General features: G+C 60.6%; 21 protein-coding genes and 1 pseudogene. 4 read left to right on the plus strand and 18 right to left on the minus strand.

Annotation, left to right across the window (positions count from 1 at the left end; translation table 11 throughout):
* From ssuD to argE, 8 genes are all read right to left on the minus strand, one after another.
* On the minus strand, positions 1 to 1,149 hold the full coding sequence (ssuD, locus tag ELQ88_RS33550; protein WP_128870567.1) for an FMNH2-dependent alkanesulfonate monooxygenase: 1,149 nt from the start codon (positions 1,147 to 1,149) through the stop codon (positions 1 to 3).
* Between the two features lie 25 nt (positions 1,150 to 1,174).
* The gene (locus tag ELQ88_RS33555) at positions 1,175 to 2,140 is read right to left on the minus strand and encodes a sulfonate ABC transporter substrate-binding protein (protein WP_128870566.1); all 966 of its coding nucleotides are present in this window, start codon (positions 2,138 to 2,140) and stop codon (positions 1,175 to 1,177) included.
* Between the two features lie 101 nt (positions 2,141 to 2,241).
* Entirely contained in the window at positions 2,242 to 2,835 is a 594-nt protein-coding gene (gene ssuE / locus ELQ88_RS33560) for an NADPH-dependent FMN reductase (RefSeq protein ID WP_128870565.1), read from the minus strand.
* A 270-nt stretch (positions 2,836 to 3,105) separates the two neighbouring features.
* Positions 3,106 to 3,744, minus strand: coding sequence for a peroxiredoxin (locus ELQ88_RS33565; protein WP_138969438.1), 639 nt, complete (start codon positions 3,742 to 3,744; stop codon positions 3,106 to 3,108).
* A gap of 293 nt (positions 3,745 to 4,037) precedes the next feature.
* Positions 4,038 to 5,378 carry an OprD family porin gene (locus tag ELQ88_RS33570; protein ID WP_128870563.1) on the minus strand — a complete coding sequence of 447 codons (1,341 nt, stop codon included), beginning with the start codon at positions 5,376 to 5,378 and terminating at the stop codon, positions 4,038 to 4,040.
* A 414-nt stretch (positions 5,379 to 5,792) separates the two neighbouring features.
* Positions 5,793 to 7,121, minus strand: coding sequence for an OprD family porin (locus tag ELQ88_RS33575; RefSeq protein WP_138969439.1), 1,329 nt, complete (start codon positions 7,119 to 7,121; stop codon positions 5,793 to 5,795).
* A 563-nt stretch (positions 7,122 to 7,684) separates the two neighbouring features.
* Positions 7,685 to 8,983 carry an amino-acid N-acetyltransferase gene (argA, locus tag ELQ88_RS33580; RefSeq protein WP_128870561.1) on the minus strand — a complete coding sequence of 433 codons (1,299 nt, stop codon included), beginning with the start codon at positions 8,981 to 8,983 and terminating at the stop codon, positions 7,685 to 7,687.
* A 242-nt stretch (positions 8,984 to 9,225) separates the two neighbouring features.
* Positions 9,226 to 10,386 carry an acetylornithine deacetylase gene (gene argE / locus ELQ88_RS33585; RefSeq protein WP_128870560.1) on the minus strand — a complete coding sequence of 387 codons (1,161 nt, stop codon included), beginning with the start codon at positions 10,384 to 10,386 and terminating at the stop codon, positions 9,226 to 9,228.
* A 176-nt stretch (positions 10,387 to 10,562) separates the two neighbouring features.
* Between argE and ELQ88_RS33590 the strand changes: the two genes are divergently transcribed.
* A complete protein-coding gene (locus ELQ88_RS33590) occupies positions 10,563 to 11,930 on the plus strand; it encodes a CYTH domain-containing protein (protein WP_128870559.1) in 1,368 nt (455 codons plus the stop codon).
* A gap of 98 nt (positions 11,931 to 12,028) precedes the next feature.
* Here the strand turns inward: ELQ88_RS33590 and ELQ88_RS33595 are convergent, their stop codons facing one another.
* Positions 12,029 to 12,493 (minus strand): Lrp/AsnC family transcriptional regulator, encoded by a 465-nt coding sequence (locus tag ELQ88_RS33595; RefSeq protein ID WP_128870558.1) that lies wholly within the window; start codon positions 12,491 to 12,493, stop codon positions 12,029 to 12,031.
* Between the two features lie 126 nt (positions 12,494 to 12,619).
* On the opposite strand from ELQ88_RS33595, the gene ELQ88_RS33600 reads away from it, so the two are divergent.
* The 3 genes from ELQ88_RS33600 to ELQ88_RS33610 all read left to right on the plus strand — a co-directional run bounded on the left by ELQ88_RS33600 (position 12,620) and on the right by ELQ88_RS33610 (position 15,233).
* Complete coding sequence (locus tag ELQ88_RS33600; protein ID WP_128870557.1) at positions 12,620 to 12,958, plus strand: hypothetical protein; 339 nt, start codon at positions 12,620 to 12,622, stop codon at positions 12,956 to 12,958.
* Between the two features lie 90 nt (positions 12,959 to 13,048).
* A complete protein-coding gene (locus ELQ88_RS33605) occupies positions 13,049 to 14,833 on the plus strand; it encodes a GspE/PulE family protein (protein WP_138969440.1) in 1,785 nt (594 codons plus the stop codon).
* An 82-nt stretch (positions 14,834 to 14,915) separates the two neighbouring features.
* A complete protein-coding gene (locus tag ELQ88_RS33610; RefSeq protein ID WP_010466645.1) occupies positions 14,916 to 15,233 on the plus strand; it encodes a DUF2388 domain-containing protein in 318 nt (105 codons plus the stop codon).
* A 128-nt stretch (positions 15,234 to 15,361) separates the two neighbouring features.
* On the opposite strand, the gene gcvP is transcribed toward ELQ88_RS33610, so the two are convergent.
* The 9 genes and pseudogenes from gcvP to pepP form a co-directional block, all read right to left on the minus strand.
* Entirely contained in the window at positions 15,362 to 18,235 is a 2,874-nt protein-coding gene (gene gcvP / locus ELQ88_RS33615) for an aminomethyl-transferring glycine dehydrogenase (protein WP_138969441.1), read from the minus strand.
* A 251-nt stretch (positions 18,236 to 18,486) separates the two neighbouring features.
* A complete protein-coding gene (gcvH, locus tag ELQ88_RS33620) occupies positions 18,487 to 18,870 on the minus strand; it encodes a glycine cleavage system protein GcvH (RefSeq protein ID WP_138969442.1) in 384 nt (127 codons plus the stop codon).
* A gap of 50 nt (positions 18,871 to 18,920) precedes the next feature.
* Positions 18,921 to 20,003 (minus strand): glycine cleavage system aminomethyltransferase GcvT, encoded by a 1,083-nt coding sequence (gene gcvT, locus ELQ88_RS33625; protein ID WP_128872602.1) that lies wholly within the window; start codon positions 20,001 to 20,003, stop codon positions 18,921 to 18,923.
* Positions 20,004 to 20,159: 156 nt separating this feature from the next.
* Positions 20,160 to 21,776, minus strand: coding sequence for an iron ABC transporter permease (locus ELQ88_RS33630; protein ID WP_138969443.1), 1,617 nt, complete (start codon positions 21,774 to 21,776; stop codon positions 20,160 to 20,162).
* Between the two features lie 141 nt (positions 21,777 to 21,917).
* The gene (locus ELQ88_RS33635; RefSeq protein ID WP_138969444.1) at positions 21,918 to 22,922 is read right to left on the minus strand and encodes an extracellular solute-binding protein; all 1,005 of its coding nucleotides are present in this window, start codon (positions 22,920 to 22,922) and stop codon (positions 21,918 to 21,920) included.
* Positions 22,923 to 23,078: 156 nt separating this feature from the next.
* Positions 23,079 to 24,296: a 2-octaprenyl-3-methyl-6-methoxy-1,4-benzoquinol hydroxylase gene (locus ELQ88_RS33640; RefSeq protein WP_178084780.1), complete on the minus strand. Its 1,218-nt coding sequence runs from the start codon at positions 24,294 to 24,296 to the stop codon at positions 23,079 to 23,081.
* Between the two features lie 9 nt (positions 24,297 to 24,305).
* Positions 24,306 to 24,404 (minus strand): annotated as a pseudogene (locus ELQ88_RS34425) (tetrameric acyl-CoA thioesterase); the annotation flags it as partial.
* A gap of 1 nt (position 24,405) precedes the next feature.
* Complete coding sequence (gene ubiH / locus ELQ88_RS33650; RefSeq protein WP_138969446.1) at positions 24,406 to 25,593, minus strand: 2-octaprenyl-6-methoxyphenyl hydroxylase; 1,188 nt, start codon at positions 25,591 to 25,593, stop codon at positions 24,406 to 24,408.
* Positions 25,590 to 26,924, minus strand: coding sequence for a Xaa-Pro aminopeptidase (gene pepP / locus ELQ88_RS33655; RefSeq protein ID WP_138969447.1), 1,335 nt, complete (start codon positions 26,922 to 26,924; stop codon positions 25,590 to 25,592). The genes ubiH and pepP overlap by 4 nt, the downstream gene beginning before the upstream one ends.
* Between the last annotated feature and the right edge of the window lie 22 nt (positions 26,925 to 26,946).

A 26,946-nucleotide genomic window follows, 5' to 3' on the forward strand; every position in this document is an offset into this window, starting at 1 on the left:
TCAGCTCTGGGACGCGGCTTTGGGAAGAATGTCGTTGGCGACCATTTCACCAAACGGGCTGACATACCCGCCGCTTTTCGGCAATTCCGGACGTTCGATGTCCAGGTGCGGGAACAGCAATTCGGCGACGCGGTAGGATTCTTCCAAGTGGGGATAACCGGAGAAGATGAAGGTGTCGATGCCCAGCTCCGCATATTCCTTCACGCGGGCGGCCACGGTCGGGCCGTCGCCCACCAGTGCCGTACCGGCACCACCGCGCACCAGGCCAACGCCGGCCCACAGGTTGGGGCTGACTTCCAGGTTGTCGCGACTGCCGCCATGCAGTGCCGCCATGCGTTGCTGGCCGACCGAATCGAAGCGTGCCAGGGAAGCCTGGGCGCGGGAGATGGTTTCGTCGTCCAGGTGCGAGATCAAGCGATCGGCCGCTTGCCACGCCTCGGCATTGGTTTCACGCACGATCACATGCAGGCGAATGCCGAAACGCACGGTACGTCCGAGCTTCGCGGCTTTGGCGCGTACTTGTTCGATCTTCTCGGCCACGGCCGCAGGCGGCTCGCCCCAGGTCAGGACCATTTCGACCTGCTCTGCCGCGAGGTCTTGCGCCGCTTCCGAAGAACCGCCGAAGTACAGCGGCGGACGCGGTTGCTGGATCGGTGGATAGAGCAGCTTGGCACCCTTGACGCTGATGTGCTGACCGTCGTAATCGACGGTTTCCCCTTCCAGCACCCGACGCCAGATGCGGGTGAATTCCACCGAAGCCTGGTAGCGCTCTTCGTGGGTCAGGAACAAACCGTCACCGGCCAGTTCGTCCGGGTCGCCACCGGTGACCAGGTTGAACAGTGCACGACCGCCGGACAGGCGATCCAGGGTCGCGGCCTGACGCGCCGCCACCGTCGGGGAAATGATCCCGGGGCGCAGGGCGACAAGGAATTTCAGGCGCTGGGTCACCGGAATCAGCGACGCCGCCACCAGCCACGAGTCTTCGCAGGAGCGCCCGGTGGGGATCAACACCCCGCCGAAGCCCAGGCGATCCGCCGCTTGCGCGACTTGCTGCAGGTAACCGTGGTCGACGGCGCGAGCGCCTTCGGCGGTGCCAAGGTAATGGCCGTCGCCGTGGGTAGGCAGGAACCAGAAAATATTGAGGCTCATGGAGTGGTCTCCTTAGGAAATCGGATTATTGCGTTTTGGCAACGGCCGCCGGCGGCGTCCAGATCACGTCTTTGATGCTCAGCGGCTTGGGAATCAGCTTGAGCTGATGGAAGCTGTCGGCAATTTTCTGTTGGGCGGCGACCACTTCAGGGGTCAGGAACAGTGCGCCGTAGCCCTGGCGTTTCACCGAGGTCAGGGTGATGTCTTCCGGCAGGCCGAGCAGCGGCGAGACCTGTTTGGTCACCTCGACGGGATTGGCCTTGGACCATTCACCGACCGCGCGCACTTCTTCCACCAGGGTCTTGATCACCTCGGGATTTTTCTGCGCGTAGGGTTTGGTCGCCAGGTAGAACTGATGGTTGTCGACGATGCCTTGGCCATCACGCAGGGTGCGGGCTTGCAACTGCTGTTCGGCAGCCGCCTGGTACGGGTCCCAGATCACCCAGGCATCGACGCTGCCACGCTCGAACGCGGCGCGGGCATCGGCCGGTGGCAGGAACACGGTCTGGATGTCGGTGTATTTGAGGCCGGCGTCTTCCAGCGCACGGACCAGCAGGTAGTGCACGTTGGAGCCTTTGTTCAGGACGACTTTCTTGCCCTTGAGCTCCTGTACCGATTTGATCGGCGAGTCCTTCGGCACCAGGATCGCTTCGCTGTGCGGCGCCGGTGGTTCATAGGCGACGTAGAGCAGATCGGCGCCGGCCGCCTGGGCGAATACCGGTGGCGTTTCGCCGGTGACGCCGAAGTCGATGGAGCCGACGTTCAGGCCTTCCAGCAGCTGCGGGCCACCGGGAAATTCGGTCCATTGCACGTCCACGCCTTGGGCGGCGAGGCGTTTTTCCAGGGTGCCTTTGGCTTTGAGCAGCACCAGGGTGCCGTACTTTTGATAACCGATCCGTAAGGTCTCGGCCTGAGCTTGAGTAATGACGCCGAAGGACACAGCCGCAGCAAACAGAGCGACCAGACCACGACGCAAAATGACAGTGCGCATAGCGCTCTCCTTTTTGCAGTAGGGTTTTGGCTGCACCTGCTTGCCCGTTAGCGGGCCAGTAAGGTGAGTACTTCAAATTCAGGTGTGGCTAAAGTGCGGGCTTAAATGCTCCAGCGAGCACTCAACAAACGTTCATTCAACAGGTTCGGGTCGATCGGCTTTGGCCGTCGGGCCATGGCGCTGAAAAACAGCTCCAGCGATTCGCTCAATCGTTGCTCCAGCTCCGGCGCCAATTGCGCCAGGGCGCTGCCTTCGCCATAAGCGATCTGGCTGTCGACGGCGAAAATCCCATGGAGCATTTCCTGGGCCTTCAATGCCGACAACACCGGCTTGAGCGCGTAATCCACCGCCAGCATGTGGGCGATGCTGCCACCGGTGGCCATCGGCAACACCACTTTATGGGCCAGCGCGCGCTCGGGCAGCAGGTCCAGCACGGTTTTCAATGCGCCGGAGAACGATGCCTTGTAGACCGGGGTCGCGATCAGCAGCCCGTCAGCATTTTCAATCTGTTGCAGCAGGTCGATCACCTTCGGGCTGTCGAACCGTGCGTGCAGCAAGTCTTCGGCCGGGAAGTCCCGTACCTGATAACTCACCACTTCCACACCTTGCTCCTGCAACCAACGTTGCGAGCGTTCCAGCAGCACCCCGGAACGGGAGCGTTGGCTGGGACTGCCACCGAGTGAGACAACCAGCATTCAGACGATTCCTTGTACGGTGTTGGCGATTCGCGGTTTGCGGTCTCGCGTTGATGGAGAGACCTTAACAGGTGATTTATATATCTATAAATCATAATTATTCATTTAGTTATTCGTTAAAGTTCTATGCGAACTATTTTTCCCCAGGCAAAAAAACAGGCCATCGAAATGGCCTGAAATCCCCTGCTTTTATGGATGATTTGAATCTTGCACTGGCCGGTCTGCCGCCTTCGCGGGCAAGCCCGCGATAGCGATTGCGGCCATACAGCACTATTTGTTCGGCTGCGGCGTCAGACGCAGGTACGGCTTCACCGCGCGATACCCCTGGGGAAAGCGTTTCCTGATCTCATCTTCATCCTTGAGCGACGGCACGATCACCACTTCATCACCGTCCTGCCAGTTGGCCGGGGTTGCCACCTTGTAGTTATCCGTGAGTTGCAGCGAATCGATCACCCGCAGGATTTCATTGAAGTTTCGACCGGTGCTCGCCGGATAGGTGATGGTCAACCGGACCTTTTTGTTCGGGTCGATCACAAACAACGAACGTACGGTCAAGGTGTCATTGGCGTTGGGGTGGATCAGGTCATAGAGGTCCGACACCTTGCGATCGGCATCGGCCAGGATCGGGAAGTTGACGATCGTGTTCTGGGTTTCGTTGATGTCTTCGATCCATCGGTGGTGCGAATCCACCGGGTCTACCGACAACGCGATGGCCTTGACCCCACGTTGGGCGAACTCGTCTTTCAACTTGGCCGTGAAGCCGAGTTCAGTAGTGCACACGGGTGTGAAGTCCGCCGGGTGGGAAAACAGCACGCCCCAGCTATCACCCAGCCACTCGTGAAAACGGAGGGTGCCGACGCTGGAATCCTGTTCGAAATCGGGGGCGGTATCGCCCAGTCTGAGGCTCATGGTGCTGCTCCTGGTGAGTGCTGGATGAGCCCAACTGTGCCTGTATTTTTTATTCATTAAAAAGAATAAATATCGATTTGTTTAGACCATAAATGAATATTAAATATCTGTTCACTGGACTTGATCCTGCCGCGGGGCGACTCTCCGCGACAAGGTTCGAGAAGGCCTTGAGTCGCTGCAAAAAAGCGCGATTTCGACGAAGGCTCACGGCGTGAGCCTGCTATCGAAAACGTAAAAGCCCCGCCCGGCGTGATGCCGGGCGGGGCTTTTTTACATCGCTGACGCGAGCGCTATTACAACAGCGGGATCGAGTAGCTGAGGATCAGGCGGTTTTCGTCCTGGTCGCGAACGCCCGGGATGTTGGTGCGCCATGTCGCGTTTTTCCACATGAAACCAACGTTTTTCAACGGCCCCTCAGGTACGACGTAACCCACGGTCAGGTCGCGTTCCCACTCGGAACGGTTGGCGTTGTTTTGCACACCACCGGCGTTGACGGTATCGATGTCGTCGCCACGCAAGTAAACCAGGCCAGCGGTCAAGCCAGGCACGCCGACCTTCGCGAAATCGTAGGCATAGCGAGCCTGCCAGGTGCGCTCACCGGCACGGCCAAACTTCTGGATCTGCATGTCAGTGATGGTGTAGTTCGACGAACCGTCGCCCTGGTTCAACCAAGGGAAGTCGCTGCTACCGTTGCTGACCTGGTAACCGGCACCGAAGGTGTGACCGGCAACGGTGTACAGGAACAGACCGCTGTACAGGTTGTTGTCGACCTTGCCCTTGCCGCTCGGCATACCGGTGTAGTTGCCGTTGCTGTAGTAAGCCGGGGTATTGCTGTTGGCACCGTCATCGGAGCTGTTGAAGTAGCGCAAGTCAGACTTCAATACGCCCGGACCGATGGCCCAGTTATGCACCAGCCCCAAGAAGTGCTGCTTGTAGAAGTCTTCGAGGTTGCCGTAGTAATACTGGGCCGTCAGGTCTTTGGTGATTTTGTAGTCACCGCCGCCGTAGATGAATTTGTTGCTGTTGGCGACACGCGGGTTGGCGCCACCGATGCTCAGCTCTTCATTGCTGCTGGAGTTACGGCCCTTGACGTGCTCGATCTGGCCACCGATCAGGGTCAGGTTTTTGATCTCGCCGGAGGTGATCTGGCCACCCTGCCAGGTTTGCGGCAACAGGCGACCGTCGTTGGTCACGATAACGGGCAGTTTTGGCTGCAGGGTGCCCAGCTTCAACTCGGTCTGGGAGATCTTGGCCTTGGCCGTCAGGCCCAGGCTGGAAAAGTTATCGACCGCTTCGCCGTTGGATTCGCTTGGGAAAACGGTGCCACCGTAGGCCGCGCCGTTGGCTGCACCGTTAGTGCCGCCGCCCGAATCCAGACGCACGCCCAACAGGCCGATGGCGTCGACGCCGAGGCCTACGGTGCCTTGGGTATACCCGGAGATGAACCGCAGATCGAAGCCTTGGCCCCATTCTTCGTTTCTGCTTGGATTGGCAGCACCGCTACGGTTATCCGTGTTGATGTAGAAGTTGCGCAGCCCCAATGTTGCCTTGCTGTCTTCGATGAAACCGGCGGCGCCTGCCTGCTGCGCCAAAACCCCTACGGCCACAGCCAGGGCCAAGGTGGACTTGTTCATGTTTCGCTCCTTTCATTTCTAATTTTTTACGGTCCAGGTCCTGGGTCGAGTGCCCGGATCCTGGAGGCGCAATCAGCGCCGTGCTGCGGTTGCCCACCGCGATGCGGCCGGCATGATAATCGCAAAATAATTTATTTCATCATTTTTTTATTCCATTAAGGAATATAGATTTGCAGCCTTTATCCAGGGCCGGGATACGGGGTATCCGCCAGTAAGCCAAATCAAATCGGGTTGTTACTGCTGTCTGGGGCGGGTGTTTACCGGGCCTGACGAGTGCCTGATGGATGCACTTTAAGGGGCGGAAACAAAAACTAAAAAGAATAAAAAATTAGCATCATTGACAATTTTGGAATAACAAAAAAAATCCAAAAAAAAGCCTCGCCCCAGCAGGGCAAGGCTTTTTCGGAGTATCTGTTACAGGAAGCTATAGGTGTAGTTGAAGATCAGACGGGTCTGGTCCTGGTCGGCAATACCGGTATCGCTGCCACGGTAGGTGCCATGACGTAGCGTCGTGCCGAAACCTTTAAGAGGACCCTGCTGGATGACATAGTCCACTCGCAAGTCGCGTTCCCACTCGGACTGATCGCCACCAATGCCGTTGGCGGCTTTGATGTTATCGCCGTGCAGGTAGGCAATCGAGGTTTTCAGGCCTGGAACACCCAGGGAAGCGAAGTCGAGGGTGTACTGGCCGAAGGTGGTGTTTTCACCAGCCCGGACGAAGCCGTTGATCATCGAATCGGTAAACGAATAGAAGCTCGCGCCGCCGGCCCCTTCGTTACGACCGTTGCCATCGACCACGTTGCCCTGGTTCAGGTAAACGAAGCCGCCGTCATCGCTGACACGCTGATGGCCGAGCAGGAACGCGTTGGCACCCAGGGTATAGGTGAACATGGCGCTCCAGGTCTTGTTATCGACCTCGCCCGGTGTCTTGGCGTAACCGCCGTTGTTATTGAACCGGTAGCCCACATCGCCGTTCTTGCCGTCGGAGCTGCTGTCGAAATAGCGCAGGTCAGACTTGAAGGACTGGTTGGCGCTGATCGGGAGGACGTGCACCAGGCCGAAGAAGTTCTGCTTGTAGTAATCTTCCAGGTTCGCATGGTAGTACTGCAGGGTGAGGTCTTTGGTGACCTTCCAGTCCGCACCGGCATAACGGAATTGGTTGCTTTCCTCGGTGCCGCCAGCCACTGCCAGGCCGGTGGTGTTGGACGAAGCACGGCCCGCAGCGTGCTCGAGCTGGCCGACGTTGAGGGTCACGTTGTCGATTTCCTTGGAGGTGATGGTGCCACCTTCAAAGGTCTGGGGCAGCAGACGGCTGTCGTTCGCTACCAGAATCGGCATGTTGGGTTGCAGGGCGCCACCATAGTGGGCCTCGGTCTTCGAGAAGCGCGCCTTGACGTTACCTGCCACGCGGCTGTACGTGTCCGATGCCGAACCGTCGGTGTCGCTTGGGAAGAACGAGTTGTTATCCGGATGATGACCACGGCCACCCTCGAGGTGGATACCGAGGAGCGCCTGGGCGTCAAAACCAAAACCGACAATACCTTGGGTGAAGCCGGACAGATAATCGAACTTCAGGCCTTCAGCGGTTTCGCGCTGATCCGCGCCGCCATCGCGATTATCGTTGTTGTAGTACATGGTGCGGGAACTGATGGAAGCCTTGCTGTCTTCGATGAAACCCGCGGCGCCTGCCTGCTGCGCCAAAACCCCTACGGCCACGGCCAGAGCCAAGGTGGACTTGTTCATTGTGTCGCTCCTCTCGTTTCTAATTCTTGTAGTCCTGGTCCCGGGTCATCTGCCCGGGATCCTAAGATGCGCGATTAGCGCCAGACCGTGACCCACAAGTCAATCGTAACCATGTGTGTCTACGACCATAGTCTAATCCCCGGTTTTTTAGTCATTGAGCGGTCATGAGCTCGTCATAATCCCAAAAAGAACTATCAAAAAAAATTTCTTATGCTTTTTGGAATAAAGTCCACCCGCGAAATAGAGCGATCGCCCTAAACGCAAATTCCTAAAAGGTATTTGTAATAAATTTTTTAGATCGATAGGCCCTGACGCAATTCGGTAACATTCCCCCCGAAAACGGCGATGCCAGGCCAACCAAACGCGCACTATCCGGTCGATTTATTACAGTTTGTGTATCGCTCGCATTTTCTCTGACGGATCATGCGACGAACCCTGTAGGAGCCGGCTTGCTGGCGAACGCGGCATGTCAGGCGACATCAATGTTGAATGTGACGGCCTCTTCGCTGGCAAGCCAGCTCCTACAGGGGTCGTGTCGAAGAATGGACAGACCCCAATAGGTGTCAGAGGGTTTTTTCGAAGATCTTCGAGTTGCGCTGATAGTTGTACAGCGAAGCCCGGGCCGATGGCAGACGTTCGACACTGCTTGGCACAAAACCACGCTCGCGAAACCAGTGGGCGGTCCGGGTCGTCAGGACGAACAAGGTATTGAGCCCCTGCGCCCGTGCGCGGGTCTCGATCCGTTCCAGCAGCTCATCCCCGCGCCCGCCATGGCGGTACTCCGGGTTCACCGCCAGACAGGCCAGCTCCCCGGCATCCGAATCGGCAATCTGATACAGCGCCGCACAGGCGATGATCATCCCTTCGCGCTCGACCACGCTGAACTGCTCGATCTCACGCTCCAGCACTTCGCGGGAACGGCGCACCAGAATCCCCTGCTCTTCCAGCGGGCTGATCAGATCCAGCAACCCACCGACGTCTTCAATGGCCGCTTCGCGCACAATTTCGAATTGCTCCTGGGCCACCAGCGTACCGCCACCATCACGGGTGAACAGTTCGGTCAGCAATGCGCCGTTTTCGACATAACTGACGATATGACTGCGGGCGACACCGCCGCGACAGGCTTCAGCGGCTGCGTCCAGCAGTTCGCCCTGATAGTCGCTGCCCAAACGCTGCAAATGCGCCGGCACCTGCTGCGGACGCAACTCGCGAACCAGACGCCCGTTTTCGTCGATAAGGCCGAGGTCGGCGCCGAACAACAGCAGTTTGTCCGCCTCGAGGTCGATGGCCGCGCGCGTGGCGACATCTTCGCAGGCGAGGTTGAAAATCTCGCCGGTCGGCGAGTAGCCCAACGGCGACAGCAGCACGATGGAGCGCTCATCCAGCAGGCGGTTGATGCCCTTGCGATCGACCCGGCGCACCTCTCCGGTGTGGTGATAGTCGACGCCTTCCAGCACGCCGATCGGCCGCGCCGTCACCAGGTTGCCGCTGGCCACCCGCAGGCGCGAGCCCTGCATCGGCGATGAGGCCATGTCCATCGACAGTCGCGCTTCGATGGCGATGCGCAACTGGCCGACCGCATCGATCACACACTCGAGGGTCGCGGCATCGGTGATGCGCATGCCGTGGTGGTAATGCGGGGTCAGGCCGCGGGCGGCAAGGCGGGTTTCAATTTGTGGACGGGAACCGTGCACCAGCACCAGTCGCACGCCCAGGCTGTGCAACAGCACCAGGTCGTGGACGATATTGCCGAAGTTCGGGTGCTCGACGCCGTCGCCGGGGAGCATGACGACAAAGGTGCAATCGCGGTGGGCGTTGATGTAGGGCGAAGCGTGACGAAGCCAATTGACGTATTCGGGCATGAACCTGGGCCTGTTATAAATAGCAGCCAAAAAATGGGCGAAACAGAAAATGCACAGCGGGCTGATGGTTATCGTCGGAACAGGCTAGGCGACACGCGCGTTCTCCTCATGAATACGGGTTGGAACCCTGGCAATTTAACCGCCCCCTGTAGGAGCGAGCTTGCTCGCGAAGGATGTGAGAGCACCGCATGCATTCAGGCAGCCCCCGTCATCGTTAACGTCCATCGCGAGCAAGCTCGCTCCTACAAAGGGGTTTTGGCCGGTGTCAGGCAGTAATGTTCAATCAGTTGACGTAATAGATGCACCGTAGGCTGCAAACGTGACATTTCGAGGTATTCCCCCGGTTGGTGGGCGCAGGCGATATCGCCAGGGCCGAGCACCAGTGTTTCGCAGCCAAGGCGTTGAAGATAAGGCGCTTCGGTGCCGAATGCCACTGCTTCGGCGCGATGGCCGGTGAGCTTTTCCGCGACCTGGACCAATTCCGCATCCTCGGCCTGCTCGAAGGGCGGCACTTCGGGAAACAGCGGTGCGTAATCGATCTTCACCTGATGCCGCTCGGCAATGGGCCGAAGCTTCTGCAGAATCTCCGCGCGCAGGACCTTGGGGTCCATGCCCGGCAATGGCCGCAGATCGAACTCCAGCGAGCACTGGCCGCAAATGCGGTTGGGGTTGTCGCCGCCATGAATGCAGCCGAAATTCATGGTCGGGTGCGGCACACTGAACTGCGGGTTGCGGTATTCACGCTGCCACAACAGACGCAGCCCGCGCAGTTCGCCGATGGCATCGTGCATGGCTTCGAGGGCGCTGTGGCCCAGGCGCGGGTCCGAGGAGTGACCGCTCTGGCCGAGGATATCGATGCGCTCCATCATGATGCCTTTGTGCATCCGGATCGGTTTCAGCCCGGTCGGCTCGCCGATCACTGCGGCACGGCCCAGCGGTCGCCCGGCTTCGGCCAGGGCTCGCGCCCCGGACATCGAGCTTTCTTCATCACAGGTGGCAAGAATCAGCAGCGGCTGTTTGAACGGTTGCGCGAGCAGCGGAATGACCGCTTCGATGACCAGGGCGAAAAAGCCCTTCATGTCGCAACTGCCCAGCCCGACCCAGCGGCCGTCGACTTCGGTCAGCTTCAGCGGATCGGTCTGCCACAGCGCGGCGTCGTACGGCACGGTGTCGCTGTGGCCGGCGAGCACGAGGCCACCGGGGCCGGAACCGAAAGTGGCCAGCAGATTGAATTTGCCGGGGCTGACCTGCTGGATATCACAGGCAAAACCCAGATCGCCCAGCCACGTCGCCAGCAAATCGATGACCGCTCGGTTGCTTTGATCGAGGCTGGCCTGGGTACAGCTGACGGACGGTGCAGCGATCAGCGCAGCGAACTGATCTTTCATGGACGGCAAAGGCATCGCTGACTCCAACTCCCGGATTGAAGTCCATCATAGAACCATCTGGCGACAGGAATAAACCGTCGCGGCCGTCACCCAGCGTCAACAGACCCTATCTTCAATCAGTCCTGTACACTGCACGACCTTGGCAGCCACACATTCCCCCGGCTGCGCTCCCGATCCTGGATTTTCCGGCCATGCAGAAAGAAACCGAAATCAAACTCCGCGTCAGCCGCGAAACCCTCGCCGCGTTGCGCGAGCACCCGCTCCTGAAAAAACGCAACAAAAGTGGCTGGGAACGCCGTGAACTGATGAACCAGTACTTCGACACGCCTGAGCGCGACCTGGCCCGCGCCAAGGTTGCCCTGCGCCTGCGCCGCGATGGCGAAGAAGTGATCCAGACCCTCAAGACCCGTGGCCAGAGCATTGCCGGCCTGTCCGAGCGTAATGAATACGACTGGAACCTGCCCAAAGCCAAGCTCGACGTGAAGAAACTCGACGGCGAATGCTGGCCTGAAGCGCTGGCCGAGCTGGACAAGAAAACCCTGAAGCCGATCTTCACCACCGACTTCGTTCGCGAACGCGCTGAAATCGCCTGGGGCCGCGGCAAGACCAAAGTGGTCATCGAAGCCGCGCTGGATTTGGGCCACGTCATCGTCGGCAAGCAGAAAGAAGAAATCTGCGAGCTGGAGCTGGAGCTGCGCGAAGGCGATCCGTCCGCGTTGCTGGAACTGGCCGCCGAACTGGCCGCGACCCTGCCGCTGATGCCATGTGACATCAGCAAGGCCGAGCGCGGTTATCGCCTGTACGACGCCCACAGCTATTCGCTGAGCCTGCCGGCACCGCAGATCAGCGCCGAAACCCCGCTGGACGACGCGTTTGCCGCGCTCAGCTGGCACTTGCTCGGCAGCAGCCAGCGCCTGGCCGAGCAGTATCGCTTCAATGGTCACTGGCGCCTGTTGCAGGACTGGGTCGAGAACCTCGCGGAACTGCGCGCGCTGCTGAGCAGCCTGGGTCAGGCCGCTCCGCGTCAGTCGACGCACGATCTGCGGATCGCGCTGGACGCCTTGCTCGAAGACTGGCGTCCGCTGGTACAAGCCGGTCTGGACGACGAAGACGTGCGCAAGGCAGCCCCGGAGCAATTTCTCGAAGAACTGGAAGACCCGCGTTGGGGCCTGTTCTCCCTGAACACCTCGCGCTGGTTGCTGGCCCGCACCTGGACGACCGATCGCAACGTGCGTGGCAATCGCCAGGGCGCTGCGCAGCTGGGTAGCTGGTTGCCGCGCCTGCTGGGCGAAGAAGCCACCTCGTTGCAATTGCAGCGTTATCAGCAGCAGCCAGAAGATCTGGCCGAACAACTGCCGCGTATCGAGCGCATCCAGGCCTGGCTGCACCATGCCCGTCATGTGCTGGACATCCCGGAAATGGATCGCCTGTATGGCGAGCTGAAACAGCTTGCACTGCTGGCTAACGAGCCGATCACCGATGAATCGCTGGATGCGCGTAAGCAGCAGGCGATTGCGGTGTATCAGAATCGTGCCTGGAAAATGCTGCTGCGCATGTAAGACCGCCTTCGCTGGCAAGCCAGGCCCTACAAGGGATCGCCGAAATCCTGTAGGAACTGGCTTGCCAGCGAAGAGGCCCGCCAATTCACCACAAAACCCTAGACCGGCAAACTCGTGGTGGACTTGATCTCCGACAGCGCCACAATCGAATTGACCTCCTGAATCCCCGGCACCATCGACAACTTCTCGAAGAAGAAGCGCTCATACGCCTCGATATCCGCCGTGACGATCCGCAGCATGAAATCCACCGACCCCATCAGCACATAACACTCCAGCACTTCGGGAAACCCACGAATCGCCTCGGTGAACCCGGTGAAGTTCGAACGCCCGTGGGCGTTGAGTTTGATTTCGGCAAAGATCTGCGTATTGAGACCGATCTTCTTGCGATCGAGCAAGGTGACCTGAGCGCGGATGATCCCCTCCTCCTTCATGCGCTGAATCCGCCGCCAGCACGGCGACTGCGAAAGGCCCACCTGTTCGGCGATCTGCGCGCTGGACAGTGAAGCGTCCTCTTGCAGCAACGCGAGAATCTTGCGGTCGTAGCTGTCCAACTGGCTGTGCATAGATAAACCCAGGATTGATATCTCTACGAATTGAATGATTCGATAAATTGCTTATAAGCCCAATCATAGATAAGAAATGCCGGGCAGCGAATGTAAAAATTTCTCCAGTGATTTTGGAGTCCGACCATGCCGCATCTGGAAGCTGTATCCACCCCGCCCAACCGTGCCGATGTCTGGAACATCAGCAACGCTCACTGCCGCGTGCACTATCAAATGCTGGCCGAAGCCGAGCCGGATCTGCTGTGCCGGGCGCTCAACCTGTTCGCCTTGCAATGCCTGACGCCGCAACAGGTCAACGTGCAGCGCCGGGACGACCTGCTGTCGATCGACATCGTCATGGACGGCCTGAGTTGGCACCGGGCCCAGGTGATCGCGGAAAAACTGCGTAACCTGATCAGCATCTGCTCGGTGGATCTGCAAGCGGCTGATTCTGCGTGGGGCCAAGCAGCGCAGGCGGCGGGCTGAAAAAACCTGACACGGCTTCGTCGGGTAGTGGCCCAACGGTCTGCGGGTCCGCGACTATCCTTTGCGAACTGTTGTTCACGAGGAGCCCGCATGTCCGTTCAACTTGTCATTCAGGACCGCTGGCTGGATCTCAATGAGTTACTGCGCGAGTTGGTTGCCCAAGGCTTTATCAGCCAGGATTCGGCCGAGCACGCGCTCAATGCCCGACGCCGTCACGCCACCCATGGCCAGATGCACCCGTTGGAATTCATCGCCAGCCAGCACCTGGAAGACCTCAGCCGTCCCGGCAAACACCTGGATCTGGAAAGCCTGACCCTGTGGCTGTCGCAGCAGGCAGGCCAGCCTTACTTGCGCATCGATCCGCTGAAAATCAACGTCGCGGCCATTACTCCGCTGATGTCCTATGCCTTCGCCCAGCGCCACAAGATTCTCGCCGTCTCCATCGACCGAGACGCGGTGACCGTGGCCAGCGCCCAGCCCTACGTCAACGGCTGGGAAGCGGACCTGACCCACGTGTTGAAACTGCCTATCAAGCGCGTGGTGGCCAATCCGGTGGACATCCAGCGCTTCAGCGTGGAGTTCTTCCGCCTGGCCAAATCGGTCAGCGGCGCGACCAATGCCGACCAGCAAACGAGCACCCTGGGCAACTTCGAACAGTTGCTCAACCTCGGCGCCAGCGACCAGGAGCCGGACGCCAACGATGCGCACATCGTCAACATCGTCGACTGGCTGTTCCAGTACGCGTTCCAGCAGCGGGCCAGCGATATCCACATCGAACCCCGGCGCGAGCAAGGCACCGTGCGGTTTCGCATCGACGGCGTGCTGCACAACGTCTATCAGTTCCCGCCGCAGGTGACCATGGCCATCGTCAGCCGCCTGAAGAGCCTGGGGCGAATGAATGTCGCGGAAAAACGCAAACCCCAGGACGGCCGGGTAAAAACCAAGACCCCGGACGGCGGCGAAGTCGAGCTGCGGCTATCGACGTTGCCGACCGCGTTTGGCGAAAAAATGGTCATGCGGATATTTGACCCGGAAGTGTTGCTCAAGGATTTCGATCAGCTCGGGTTTTCAAGCGAAGACCTGCGCCGCTGGCAGGACATGACGAGCCAGCCCAACGGCATCATTCTGGTGACCGGGCCGACCGGTTCGGGCAAAACCACCACGCTCTACACCACGCTCAAGAAACTGGCGACGCCGGAGGTCAACCTCTGCACCATCGAAGACCCGATCGAGATGGTCGAGCCGGCGTTCAACCAGATGCAGGTCCAGCACAACATCGACCTGACGTTCGCCGCCGGGGTGCGTGCGCTGATGCGCCAGGACCCGGACATCATCATGATCGGCGAGATCCGCGATCTGGAAACCGCGGAAATGGCGATCCAGGCAGCCCTGACCGGTCACCTGGTGCTCTCGACCTTGCACACCAACGACGCACCCAGCGCCATCAGCCGTCTGCTGGAACTCGGCGTGCCCCATTACCTGATCAAGGCCACCGTGCTCGGCGTCATGGCCCAGCGGCTGGTCCGCACCTTGTGCCCGCACTGCAAGGCGCCGCTGACATTAGGTGAAGAAGACTGGCAAACCCTGACCAGACCCTGGCAAGCGCCATTACCCGGCAACGCCCAACGCGCCATCGGCTGCCTGGAGTGCCGCGACACCGGTTACCGCGGGCGAGCCGGGGTCTACGAAATCATGCAGCTGACGGACGGGGTCAAGGCGCTGATCAACCCCGACACCGATCTGATGGCGGTACGGCGCCAGGCATTCAAGGAAGGCATGCGCAGTTTGCGGCTGTCGGGGGCACAGAAAGTCGCGGCAGGTTTGACCACGATCGAGGAAGTGCTGCGGGTAACGCCGCAGAGTGAACAGAAATAACCGGGAGGAAAAAGGGCGTCATGGAACTCGACAGGGTATTTGGCAATCAAATCCGCCAGTTAACCCAGTGGAGTCACCCAATATGCGTCTCAAACTTGCTGTCGCTACCATCGCCTTGCTGTCCCTTCCTGTAGGTTCGGCGATGGCCGACAGCTTTTGGCGTAACGTCATCTCCTCCGGTGCGACCACCGGCTCGACTTACCTGACCTTCAAGGATCACAAGTTGATCGTTGCCGCCCAGGACGATGCCGGCAGCTTCGTTGCCAGTGACGGCGGCATCCGCGGCCCGTACCTGGAAGCGGCGATGCAGAAGGTCCGCGCCGACAACCCGGGCCTGCAGGCCACGGACATGGAATTGGCCAATGCGATTCTGGCGAAGAATGCGGTCGCGTCGGAATAAGCTGTACTGCTGAACAAAAAATGCCCCCTGTAGGAGCTGGCTTGCCAGCGAAGGTGGGTCAGCCACATTGATGTCGACTGACACTCCTTCGCTGGCAAGCCAGCTCCTACAGGGGTTTTTTGTGTGTTTCAGCGGTATTCGTCTACCGGCACACACGCGCAAAACAGATTCCGATCGCCGTAAACATTGTCCACCCGATTTACCACCGGCCAATACTTGTGCGCCTTGGTGTGCGCATCCGGCGTCACCGCCTGCTCGATGCTGTAGGGCCGCTCCCACACCCCGGTGATGTCGGCCAAGGTGTGCGGCGAACGTTTCAGCGGATTGTCTTCGGCCGACCAGTTGCCGTTCTGCACCTCGGTGATTTCCGCGCGGATGCTCAGCATCGCCCCGATAAAACGGTCCAGCTCGGCCTTCGATTCACTCTCGGTCGGTTCGACCATCAGCGTCCCCGGCACCGGAAACGACATGGTTGGCGCGTGGAAGCCGTAATCCATCAAGCGCTTGGCCACGTCCTCTTCACTGATTCCGGTCAACGCTTTGAGCGGTCGCAGGTCGAGGATGCATTCGTGGGCCACCCGTTCGTTACGTCCGGTATAGAGCACCGGAAAAGCGCCGGACAAATGCTGTGCGAGGTAATTCGCGGCGAGGATCGCCACCTCGCTGGCGTCCGCCAGTTGCGGGCCCATCATGGCGATGTACATCCAGCTGATCGGCAGAATGCTCGCGCTGCCCCAGGGCGCCGCGCTGACGGCGCCGTTCTCCGGCAGCGGCCCTTCGATCGGTACCACCGGGTGATTGGCGACGAACGGCGCCAGATGAGCGCGCACGCCGATCGGCCCCATGCCCGGGCCGCCGCCACCGTGAGGAATGCAGAAGGTCTTGTGCAGGTTCATGTGGGACACATCGGCGCCAATGTCCGCCGGCCGGGCGAGCCCGACCTGTGCATTGAGGTTGGCGCCATCCATGTACACCTGGCCGCCGTGGCTGTGGATCACTTCACAGATTTCACTGATGCCCTCCTCGTACACGCCGTGGGTCGAAGGGTAAGTCGCCATCAGGCAAGCGAGTTTGTCCGAGGCGGCAGCGGCCTTTTGTTTCAGGTCATCCAGATCAACGTTACCCGCCTCGTCGCACTCGACGATCACCACCCGCATCCCGGCCATTTGCGCCGACGCCGGGTTGGTACCGTGGGCCGAGGACGGGATCAGGCAGATATCCCGCGCGCCTTGATCGCGGCTCGCGTGATACTTGCGGATCGCCAGCAACCCGGCGTACTCGCCCTGGGCGCCGGAGTTGGGTTGCATGCAGATCGCATCGAAACCGGTGATCGCACAGAGCCAGCGTTCCAGCTCCTCGATCATCAGCGAATAACCCACCGCCTGTTCTTTCGGCACAAAGGGGTGCAGGTTGGCGAATTGTGGCCAGGTGATGGGGATCATCTCGCTGGTGGCATTGAGTTTCATGGTGCAGGAGCCGAGCGGGATCATCGATTGATTGAGCGCCAGGTCCTTGTTTTCCAATTGTTTGAGGTAACGCAGCATTTCCGTTTCGCTGTGGTGTGCGCTGAACACCGGGTGGCGTAAATAAGGCGAAGTCCGCAACAGCCCGTCGGGAATGCCGCAAGCCAGGGTTTCGGCGTCCAGATCGTCGACGTCGAGCCCATGATCGGCACCGAGAAATACATCGAACAGTTTCGCCACGGTGCGCTCGTCAGAGGTTTCGTCGAGACTCAGCCCCAACTGCCCACGCCCGAGAATGCGCAAGTTGATCTGCACTGCCCGGGCACTTTCGATAATTGCAGTCTGAGTGCCACCGACCTCCAGGGTCAGTGTGTCGAAAAAATGCTGGTTGAGGCGGGTGATGCCATGTCGCGCCAGGCCCTCGGCGAGGATGCAGGTCAGCCGATGAACCCGCTGTGCAATCCGCTTCAGCCCTTCCGGGCCGTGGTAGACCGCGTAGAAACTGGCGATGTTGGCCAGCAGTACCTGGGCGGTGCAGATGTTCGAGTTGGCCTTCTCCCGGCGGATGTGTTGCTCGCGGGTTTGCAGGGCCATGCGCAAAGCGACGTTGCCGCGAGCATCTTTGGACACGCCGATGATCCGCCCGGGAATCGCCCGCTTGTACTCATCGCGACTGGCAAAAAACGCCGCGTGGGGCCCGCCGTAACCCATGGGCACGCCGAAACGCTGGGATGAGCCGAACACCACGTCGGCGCCCAATTCCCCTGGCGGTGTCAGCAACAGCAGGCTCAGCAGATCGGTGGCGACGCAGGCCAGGGCCTGCTGGGCATGCAGGTGATCGATCAAGGGGCGCAGATCGCGGATCTCGCCATGGGTATCGGGGTATTGCAGCAGCGCGCCGAACACCTGGTGCTGTTTCAAGTTATCCACAGCGTCGATGACCAGCTCGAAACCGAAGCCTTCGGCACGGGTCTGCACCACGGAAATCGTCTGCGGATGACAGTTTTCGTCAACGAAGAACAGATTGCTCCTGGACTTGGCGACACGCTTGGCCAGTGCCATGGCTTCCGCCGCTGCAGTGGCTTCGTCCAGCAGCGAGGCGTTGGCCAGTTCCAGCCCCGTAAGGTCGATGGTCAATTGCTGGAAGTTGAGCAGCGCTTCGAGCCGCCCTTGGGCGATCTCCGGTTGATAGGGTGTGTAGGCGGTGTACCAGCCGGGATTTTCCAGCACGTTGCGCACAATGACAGGCGGGGTGAGAGTGGCGTGGTAGCCCATGCCGATCAGGCTGGTCCAGACCTGATTCTGCTCGGCGTAACCGCGAAGCTTGGCCAGCGCGGCTTCTTCGTCGAGGGCGGGGGGCAGGTCCAGCGCGCGGTTCAGGCGGATTCCCGGTGGCACCGTCTGCTCGATCAACTCGACCCGGCTGCCGAGGCCGAGGCTGTCGAGCATGGCCTGCTGCTCGGCGGCATCGGGCCCGAGGTGGCGGCGAAGAAAGGCATTGGGGTCGCGTAACTGGCTCAAGGACGGCAACTGGGACATGACGGGCTCTCTCTTGACTGGCGCTCAACGTCGATGCAACACGGTCAAACCAGCATAGCAGCCGATACCGACAGTGAACCCTGTCCTGTAGGAGCGAGCTTGCTCGCGATGGTCGTTAACGATAGTGCTTGAAGCCTGACACCCCGCGGTGTTCTCAGGTCCATCGCGAGCAAGCTCGCTCCTACAAGGGGAAATCCGGCAGATAATAAAAAGCCCCGACGAGTCGGGGCTTTGGGGATGACGCTTAAGGCTTATTCGCCAATGGCAGCCTTGTAGCCAGCCGCATCGAGCAGCTTGTCCAGGTCAGCGGCGTTGCTTGGCTTGAGCTTGAAGATCCACGCGCCGTACGGATCGGAGTTGAGCAACTCCGGGTTAGCGCTCAGCTCTTCGTTGATCGCGATCACTTCACCGGCCACCGGAGAATAGATATCGGAAGCGGCTTTGACCGACTCCACCACGCCGGATTGATCACCGGCAGCGAAGACTGTGCCGACTTCGGTCAGCTCAACGAACACCACATCGCCCAAGGCTTCCTGAGCGTGATCGCTGATGCCCACGGTGAGGGTGCCATCGGCTTCCAGGCGGGCCCATTCGTGACTTTCGGCAAAACGCAGGTCGGCAGGGATATCGCTCATATTCTGTGTCCTCAAGAAAAATGTCAGCGGTCGTTGCCCGCCAGAAAAGGTTAGATCAAGGTTTTGCCATGGCGTACGAAGGTCGGTTTGACCACTCGAACCGGGTACCACTTGCCACGGATTTCCACTTCAGCGCGGTCGGCAGTTGCCATTGGCACGCGCGCCAGTGCTATCGACTTGCTTAGCGTAGGAGAGAAACTACCACTGGTGATCTCCCCTTCGCCAACATTGGCGATGCGAACCACCTGATGAGCGCGCAAAACCCCACGCTCCTCAAGGACCAGACCGACCAGTTTATGTTGTACCCCACCGGCCCGCTCGGCTTCCAGGGCAGTGCGACCGATGAACTGACGTGTGGCCGGCTCCCAGGCAATGCTCCAGGCCATGTTGGAGGCCAGCGGTGAAACGTCTTGATGAATGTCCTGACCGTAAAGGTTCATGCCCGCTTCGACACGCAAGGTGTCCCGTGCGCCGAGGCCGATCGGGGAAATGCCCGCCCCCACCAGATCGTTGAAGAATCCCGGGGCCTGGTCGGCCGGCAGAATGATTTCCAGACCGTCTTCACCGGTGTAACCGGTGCGCGCGATAAACCAGTCGCCGTCGGGCTGGCCTTCGAAAGGCTTGAGCAGCTGGATCAGATTGCCGCGGGACTGAGTCACCAGTTCCGCGATTTTCTGCCGGGCCTGGGGACCTTGAATGGCCAGCATCGCCAACTCCGAGCGCTCATTGAGTTGCACGTCGTAGTCGCCGAGGTGGGCCTGCATCCAGGCCAGGTCCTGATTACGGGTGGAGGCGTTGACCACCAGCCGATAATCGTCGTCGAGGCGATAGACGATCATGTCGTCGACGATGCCCCCGCGCTCATTGAGCATGGTGCTGTACAAGGCACGGCCAGGGCTGTGCAGACGCTCGACGTCATTGGCCAGCAAATGCTGGAGCCAGGCCTTCGCCTGGGGGCCGCCGACATCGATCACGGTCATGTGGGATACATCGAAAACCCCGCAATCGCGGCGCACCTGATGGTGCTCCTCGACCTGCGAGCCGTAATGCAAAGGCATATCCCAACCGCCAAAATCGACCATCTTCGCGCCGAGGGCGAGATGAAGGTCATACAGAGGCGTACGCTGTCCCATGGGTTTCTCCTTCCGGGCGTGGCGAAGGTGCGGGCCGGCGCTGCACGGGGTGAACGCCTTGAAATAAAAGGCTTTCAGCCGATTTCAGCTACCAGGTCTGTAGGACGGACCGCACCGAATGCCGCGCATTGTAGCTTCAAGGTGTAGGACTGGCACCTAGCTGTTTTGATGCGCCGAACGTCTGATCAATCCGATGACCGGTAACAAGCCGACCAGGACCAGTGTCAGTGCCGGCAACGACGCCCTCGCCCACTCCCCTTCGCTGGTCATTTCGAAGATGCGCACCGCCAGCGTGTCCCAGCCAAACGGGCGCATCAGCAGGGTCGCAGGCATTTCCTTGAGCACGTCGACGAACACCAGCAACGCGGCGCTCAAGGTGCCAGGCAGCAATAACGGTAGATACACTTTGAAAAACAGTCTTGGCCCGCTCACGCCAAGGCTGCGCGCCGCTTCGGGCAAAGATGGCCGTATTCGCGCCAGGCTGCTTTCCAGCGGCCCGTAGGCGACGGCGATGAACCGCACCAGATAGGCCAGCAATAAGGCCGACAGACTGCCAAGCAGCAAGGGTTTACCGGCGCCACCGAGCCAGTTCGAAAACGGGATCACCAGCTCGCGATCCAGGTAACTGAACGCCAGCATGATCGACACGGCCAGCACCGAACCGGGCAAGGCGTAGCCGAGGTTGGCCAGGCTGACACCGGAACGTATCGCCCGGGTCGGCGCCAGCCTGCGGGCAAACGCCAGCACCAGGGCAACACCGACGGTGATCAGCGCCGCCATGCCACCCAGGTACAAGGTATGGACGATCAGCCCGGCGTAACGCTCATCCAGATCGAAGCGCCCGCGCTGCCAGAACCACACCACCAGTTGCAGCATCGGAATCACGAAGGCACAGGCGAAGACCAGGCCGCACCAACTCATGGCGGCCAGCGCTTTGAAGCCATGCAGGTGATACAACGCCTTGATCCGAGGTCGCTCGTTACTCGCCCGATTCGCCCCGCGGGCGCGACGCTCGCCGTACAACACGACCATCACCACCAGCAACAGCAGGCTGGCCAGTTGCGCGGCAGTCGAGAGGCTGAAGAAGCCGTACCAGGTTTTGTAGATGGCGGTGGTGAACGTGTCGAAGTTGAACACCGACACGGCGCCGAAATCGGCCAGGGTTTCCATCAGCGCCAATGCCACGCCCGCACCGATGGCTGGGCGCGCCATCGGCAAGGCCACCCGCCAGAACGCCTGCCACGGCGATTGCCCCAGGACCCGTGCCGCTTCCATCAAGCCTTTGCCCTGGGCCAGGAACGCGGTCCGCGCCAACAGGTACACATAGGGATAGAAAACCAGCACCAGCACCACAATCACTCCGCCGGTGGAGCGCACTCGCGGCCATCTGATGCCACTGCCGAACCATTCGCGCAGCAGGGTTTGCACCGGGCCTGCAAAATCCAGCAAACCCACAAAAACGAATGCCAACACATAAGCGGGAATCGCGAACGGCAGCATCAAGGCCCAGTCCAGCCATCGCCGCCCGGGGAATTCGCAGAGGCTGGTGAGCCAGGCCAGGCTCACACCCAGGACCGTTACGCCGACACCGACGCCGAGGACCAATGTCAGGGTGTTGCCGAGCAGGCGCGACATCTGGGTATCCCAGAGGTGGGACCAGATCTGTTGGTCGATGGTTTGCCATGACAACAGCAAGACGCTGAGGGGCAGCAGGACCAGCGCAGCGATGGCGAAGACCAGGGGATACCAGCGGCGTTGGGCGGGGTGGGCCAAGGAAGGTCTCTCGCAAGGAAATCGTGAAGTGTAGGGAAAACGCAAAAAGATCGCAGCCTCCGGCGGCTCCTACATTGGGAGGGTGTTCACCCTGTAGGAGCTGCCGAAGGCTGCGATCTTTTGATCTTTAACGTTAAAAACTCAGTTCCAGCCTGCCCGATCCATCATCCGAATCGCTTCAGCCTGACGCTTGCCGGCAATTTCCACCGGCAAGGTATCGGCGACGAACTTGCCCCAGCTCGCCACTTCAGCGGAGGGTTGCACGGCAGGATTGGCCGGGAATTCCTGGTTCACGTCGGCGAAGATCTTCTGCGCTTCAGGCGTGGTCATCCACTCGACCAGGGCCTTGGCCGCTTCCGGGTGCGGAGCATGTTTGGTCAGGCCGATGCCCGACAGGTTGACGTGCACGCCACGGTCGCCCTGGTTTGGCCAGAACAGCTTCACCGCCAGGTCAGGCTTCTGCTTGTGCAGGCGGCCGTAGTAGTAGGTGTTGACGATGCCGACGTCACACTGGCCCGCGTTGATCGCTTCCAGCACCGCAATGTCATCGGAGAACACGTCGGTGGACAGGTTGTTGACCCAGCCCTTGAGGATCTTCTCGGTTTTTTCGGCACCGTGGACTTCGATCATGGTGGCGGTCAGGGACTGGTTGTAGACCTTCTTCGCCGTGCGCAGGCACAGGCGACCTTCCCAATTCTTGTCGGCCAGGCCTTCGTAGGTGGTCAGCTCGCCGGGCTTCACGCGATCGGTGGAGTAGGCGATGGTCCGCGCCCGCAGGCTCAGGCCGGTCCAGGCATGGGCGGAGGAGCGATACTGCAGCGGGATGTTGGCGTCGATGGTTTTCGAGGTGAAGGGTTGCAGGATGCCCATCTGCTCGGCCTGCCACAGGTTGCCGGCATCGACGGTCAGCAGCAGGTCGGCGGTGGCGTTCTCGCCCTCGGCCTTGATCCGCTGCATCAGCGGCGCTTCCTTGTCGGTGATGAACTTCACCTGCACGCCGGTTTTTGCGGTGTACGCATCGAATACCGGCTTGATCAGCTCATCGATTCGCGAGGAGTAGACCACCACCTCGTCGGCGGCCTGGGCAAGGGTGCTGCCGATCAGGGCCAGGGCCAGTGCGGTCAGTAGACGCTTGGGTGCCAACATGGGCGCGATCTCTCGATTGAAAAAATGAGTCTAAATGATAAGGACACACATTTGCCTTCTCAATCGAACAGTTGGTAGAGGAGTTACCAGATGTTGCACAGTTTGAAATGTGTGGTGGATGTGCCCGCGAAGGGGCCATCAGCATCGATTAAGATGTCAGGCCTTGGCCAGCGCCGGCAGATCCCCAATCAACCCCAATGCCTCACGCACAAACAACGCCTTGGCCTCCGGCATCTGATCAACCATTTTCAACCCGGCATTACGCAACCAGCGCACCGGCAGCGGGTCAGCCTGGAATAACCGTTCAAAGCCTTCCATCGCCGCCATCAACGCCAGGTTATGCGGCATGCGCCGACGCTCGTAACGACTGAGCACTTTCACATCCGCCAATCGCTCGCCACGGCCAGCCGCCTGCAACAGCACCTCGGCCAGCACGGCGGCATCGAGGAAACCGAGGTTCACCCCCTGCCCGGCCAAAGGATGAATGGTGTGAGCCGCATCGCCGATCAACGCCAGGCCTTCAGCCACGTAGCGCTTGGCATGGCGCTGACGCAGCGGCACGCACAGGCGCGGATCGGCGCTGAGCACGGTACCCAGCCGACCTTCGAAGGCGCGCTCCAGTTCCTTGCAGAAACCGGCGTCGTCCAGCGCCATCAGGCGTTCTGCTTCGCTCGGCGTGGTCGACCAGACGATCGAACACCAGTCCTGCCGGCCGTCACGCTCCAGCGGCAGAAAGGCCAATGGACCGTCATCGGTGAAACGCTGCCAGGCGGTCATTCGATGAGGTTCGGTGCTGCGCACGCTGGTCACGATCGCGTGGTGCAGGTAATCCCACTCACGGGTCGCCAAGCCGGCCAGGCGCCGCACTGCCGAGTTGGCACCATCGGCGGCAATGACCAACGGCGCGCGCAAGGTGCGGCCATCGGCCAGGGTCAGCAGCCAGTCGTCGCCGGAGCGGCGCATCTGCTCCAGACGCGCATTGGCCAGCATCCCCAGATCGCAGTCGTGCAAACGGTCGAGCAAGGCATCCTGCACCACGCGGTTCTCGACGATATGCCCGAGTACCTCGGCATGCACGCTGGTCGCCGAGAAATGGATCTGTCCGGTACCGCTGCCGTCCCAGACATGCATATCGGTGTAGGGACTGCTGCGCCGATCGACGATGCCATCCCAGACGCCCAGGCGATCGAGAATCCGCTGGCTGGCGATCGACAGCGCACTCACCCGCGGCTCGAACGGAGCCTGTGCGTCAAAGGGTTTGACGGTCATCGGGCTGCCATCCAGCAGCAAGACTTCCAGCCCGCTGTCCTGCAACGCCAGCGCCAGGGCGCTGCCGACCATTCCGGCCCCGACAATCAGCAGATCTGCGCGCATTTCCATGCTTTAAGCCTGTCTCGCTTGCGGCTTGAGCCGCACGTAAAGGGTTTTCTCGGCCCGCGCCACCAGAGTGCCGCAGCCGTCGTGAATATCGAGTTGCAACTGCTTAAACATCGGGGCGCGTACCCAGCCCCATGGCCTGCCGCGCGAACCAGCGCTTGGCCGGTGGCAGCAGATCGAGACCGAGCAGGCCGATATTGCGGCCCAGGGAAACCAGCGGCTGGGTGCTGCCGAACAGGCGGGTGACCTGATCGGAGAAGCCCACGGTCAGGCTCTGATCCAGACGCTGGCGTTCGCGGTAGGCTTGCAGGGTGGCGAAGTCGCCGGGCGGGTTTTCGCTGCCCAGCAGCGCATCGGCCAATGCCTGGGCATCGCGCAGGGACAAATTGAAACCTTGCCCTGCGATCGGGTGCAGGCTGTGAGCGGCATTGCCCAGAATCGCCAGATGCGGACGCACCTGCTCTTCGGCCTCGATCAAAGACAGCGGATACAGATGCCGTACCCCGACCTGCTTCAAGGTCCCGAGACGATAACCGAACACACCCTGCAACTCGCTGAGGAAACTTCGCTCATCAAGCGCCGCCAGCCGTTGCGCGTCCATGCCCAGACGGGTCCAGATCAACGCGCAGCGGTTGTCCGGCAATGGCAACAACGCCATCGGCCCCTCATCGGTGAAGCGCTCGAAGGCCGTGCCGTTGTGCGCTTCACTCGGCGTGACGTTGGCGATCAGCGCGCTCTGGTGATAGGGACGGGTCTTGATGCCGATGCCCAATTGCTCGCGCAGACCGGAACGGCCGCCATCAGCGAGCACCGCAAGGTCGCATTCCAGGGTGGTTTCATCGTTGAGGACCAGGCGGTAGCCATCGGTCAACGGCTCCATGCGCGTGACCTCCGCCGGACACCGCCAGCTGATCACGTCCTTGTCCAGGCCTTGCCAGAGGCATTGGCCGAGCCAGGCGTTTTCCACCACATAGCCCAGCGCCGGTACGCCCTCTTCCATCGCCGACAGGCGCGCGGTGGAGAAACGTCCACGGTCGGAGACGTGGATCTGCTTGATCGGCTCGGCCCGACGGGAAATTTCCTGCCACGCGCCCAGCCGTTGATAAATCTGCCGAGCGCCGTACGACAGCGCCGAAGAACGCGCATCGTAGCTCGGCTGGTAGGTGTCGCCCGGAGCAAAGGGTTCGATCAGCACGATCTTCCAGCCACGGGCCTTGGCCCCGGCCTGCAAGGCCAACGCCAGGCTGGCGCCGACCAGGCCGCCACCGATGATTGCCAGATTGACTCGACTCATGCCGCTTGTGTCCGCGCGGCGGCCATCAAGGCCTCGATCTCGGCGACCGTTTTCGGCACGCCATGGGTCAGGATTTCACAGCCGGTTTTGGTGACCACTACATCGTCCTCGATGCGCACGCCAATGCCGCGCCATTTTTTCGCTACGTTCTGGTTGTCCGGGGCAATGTAGATGCCCGGTTCCACGGTCAGCGCCATGCCGACTTCCAGCACGCGCCATTCGCCGCCGACCTTGTACTCGCCGACGTCGTGCACATCCATGCCCAACCAGTGACCGGCGCGGTGCATGTAAAACGCCTTATGGGCTTCGCCGGCGATCAATTCATCGACGTCACCTTGCAACAGGCCCAGCTTCACCAACCCGGCGGTAATTACCCGCACCGTGGCTTCGTGAGCCTGGTTCCAGTGTTTGTCCGGGGCGATCTCGGCAAAGGCGGCTTCCTGAGCCGCCAGCACCAACTCGTAGATCGCCTTCTGCTCGGGTGAATACTTGCCGTTGACCGGCCAGGTGCGGGTGATGTCGCTGGCGTAGCAATCGATCTCGCAGCCGGCATCGATCAGCACCAGGTCACCGTCCTTGAGCACCGCATCATTCTGCTGGTAATGCAGGATGCAACTGTTGCGCCCCGAGGCGACGATCGAACCGTAGGCCGGCATTTTCGCCCCGCCCTTGCGGAACTCGTAATCAAGCTCGGCTTCGAGGCTGAACTCATGCAGCCCGGCCCGGCTGGCCTGCATCGCGCGGATGTGGGCCTGGCCGGAAATTCGAGCGGCCTCGCGCATCACCTTCACTTCTGCCGCCGATTTATACAGGCGCATGTCGTGCAGCAGATGATCCAGGGCAACGAATTCGTTCGGCGGCTGGGCGCCGAGGTGCGCTTTAGAGCGGATCACGTTGATCCAGTCCATCAGGTGCCGATCGAATTCCGGGTTGCTGCCCATGGCCGAATACACCCGGTCGCGCCCTTCGATCAGGCCCGGCAGAATGTCGTCGATGTCGGTGATGGGAAAGGCGTCGTCGGCGCCGAAGTCGCGGATCGCGCCTTCCTGGCCGGCACGCAGGCCGTCCCACAACTCTCGTTCGGCATTGCGTTCACGGCAGAACAACACGTATTCGCCATGTTCGCGACCGGGCATCAGCACAATGACGGCCTGCGGCTCGGGGAAACCGCTGAGGTACTGGAAATCGCTGTCCTGACGGTAGACGTGCTCGACGTCGCGGTTGCGGATGGCTACCGCGGCGGCGGGCAGGATGGCGATGCTGTTGGGTACCATCTGCGCCATCAGGGCCTTGCGGCGACGGCTGTATTCCGATTTCGGGATATGAATCATGGGCAGATGGCTATTCCTGGCT

This window comes from Pseudomonas sp. MPC6, assembly GCF_006094435.1.
In the GTDB taxonomy this organism is placed as follows: Bacteria; Pseudomonadota; Gammaproteobacteria; order Pseudomonadales; family Pseudomonadaceae; genus Aquipseudomonas.

Coding starts and splice junctions, on each gene's coding strand:
- pepP (WP_138969447.1), bottom strand. CDS start 26,924: ATGATTCATATCCCGAAATCGGAATACAGCCGTCGCCGCAAGGCCCTG.
- ELQ88_RS33570 (WP_128870563.1), bottom strand. CDS start 5,378: ATGAACAAGTCCACCTTGGCCCTGGCTGTGGCCGTAGGGGTTTTGGCG.
- gcvP (WP_138969441.1), bottom strand. CDS start 18,235: ATGTCCCAGTTGCCGTCCTTGAGCCAGTTACGCGACCCCAATGCCTTT.
- ELQ88_RS33575 (WP_138969439.1), bottom strand. CDS start 7,121: ATGAACAAGTCCACCTTGGCTCTGGCCGTGGCCGTAGGGGTTTTGGCG.
- ELQ88_RS33555 (WP_128870566.1), bottom strand. CDS start 2,140: ATGCGCACTGTCATTTTGCGTCGTGGTCTGGTCGCTCTGTTTGCTGCG.
- ssuD (WP_128870567.1), bottom strand. CDS start 1,149: ATGAGCCTCAATATTTTCTGGTTCCTGCCTACCCACGGCGACGGCCAT.
- ELQ88_RS33640 (WP_178084780.1), bottom strand. CDS start 24,296: ATGCGCGCAGATCTGCTGATTGTCGGGGCCGGAATGGTCGGCAGCGCC.
- ELQ88_RS33590 (WP_128870559.1), top strand. CDS start 10,563: ATGCAGAAAGAAACCGAAATCAAACTCCGCGTCAGCCGCGAAACCCTC.
- ELQ88_RS33600 (WP_128870557.1), top strand. CDS start 12,620: ATGCCGCATCTGGAAGCTGTATCCACCCCGCCCAACCGTGCCGATGTC.
- ELQ88_RS33565 (WP_138969438.1), bottom strand. CDS start 3,744: ATGAGCCTCAGACTGGGCGATACCGCCCCCGATTTCGAACAGGATTCC.
- gcvH (WP_138969442.1), bottom strand. CDS start 18,870: ATGAGCGATATCCCTGCCGACCTGCGTTTTGCCGAAAGTCACGAATGG.
- ELQ88_RS33635 (WP_138969444.1), bottom strand. CDS start 22,922: ATGTTGGCACCCAAGCGTCTACTGACCGCACTGGCCCTGGCCCTGATC.
- ELQ88_RS33610 (WP_010466645.1), top strand. CDS start 14,916: ATGCGTCTCAAACTTGCTGTCGCTACCATCGCCTTGCTGTCCCTTCCT.
- argE (WP_128870560.1), bottom strand. CDS start 10,386: ATGCCTTTGCCGTCCATGAAAGATCAGTTCGCTGCGCTGATCGCTGCA.
- ELQ88_RS33595 (WP_128870558.1), bottom strand. CDS start 12,493: ATGCACAGCCAGTTGGACAGCTACGACCGCAAGATTCTCGCGTTGCTG.
- ELQ88_RS33605 (WP_138969440.1), top strand. CDS start 13,049: ATGTCCGTTCAACTTGTCATTCAGGACCGCTGGCTGGATCTCAATGAG.
- argA (WP_128870561.1), bottom strand. CDS start 8,983: ATGCCCGAATACGTCAATTGGCTTCGTCACGCTTCGCCCTACATCAAC.
- gcvT (WP_128872602.1), bottom strand. CDS start 20,003: ATGGGACAGCGTACGCCTCTGTATGACCTTCATCTCGCCCTCGGCGCG.
- ubiH (WP_138969446.1), bottom strand. CDS start 25,593: ATGAGTCGAGTCAATCTGGCAATCATCGGTGGCGGCCTGGTCGGCGCC.
- ssuE (WP_128870565.1), bottom strand. CDS start 2,835: ATGCTGGTTGTCTCACTCGGTGGCAGTCCCAGCCAACGCTCCCGTTCC.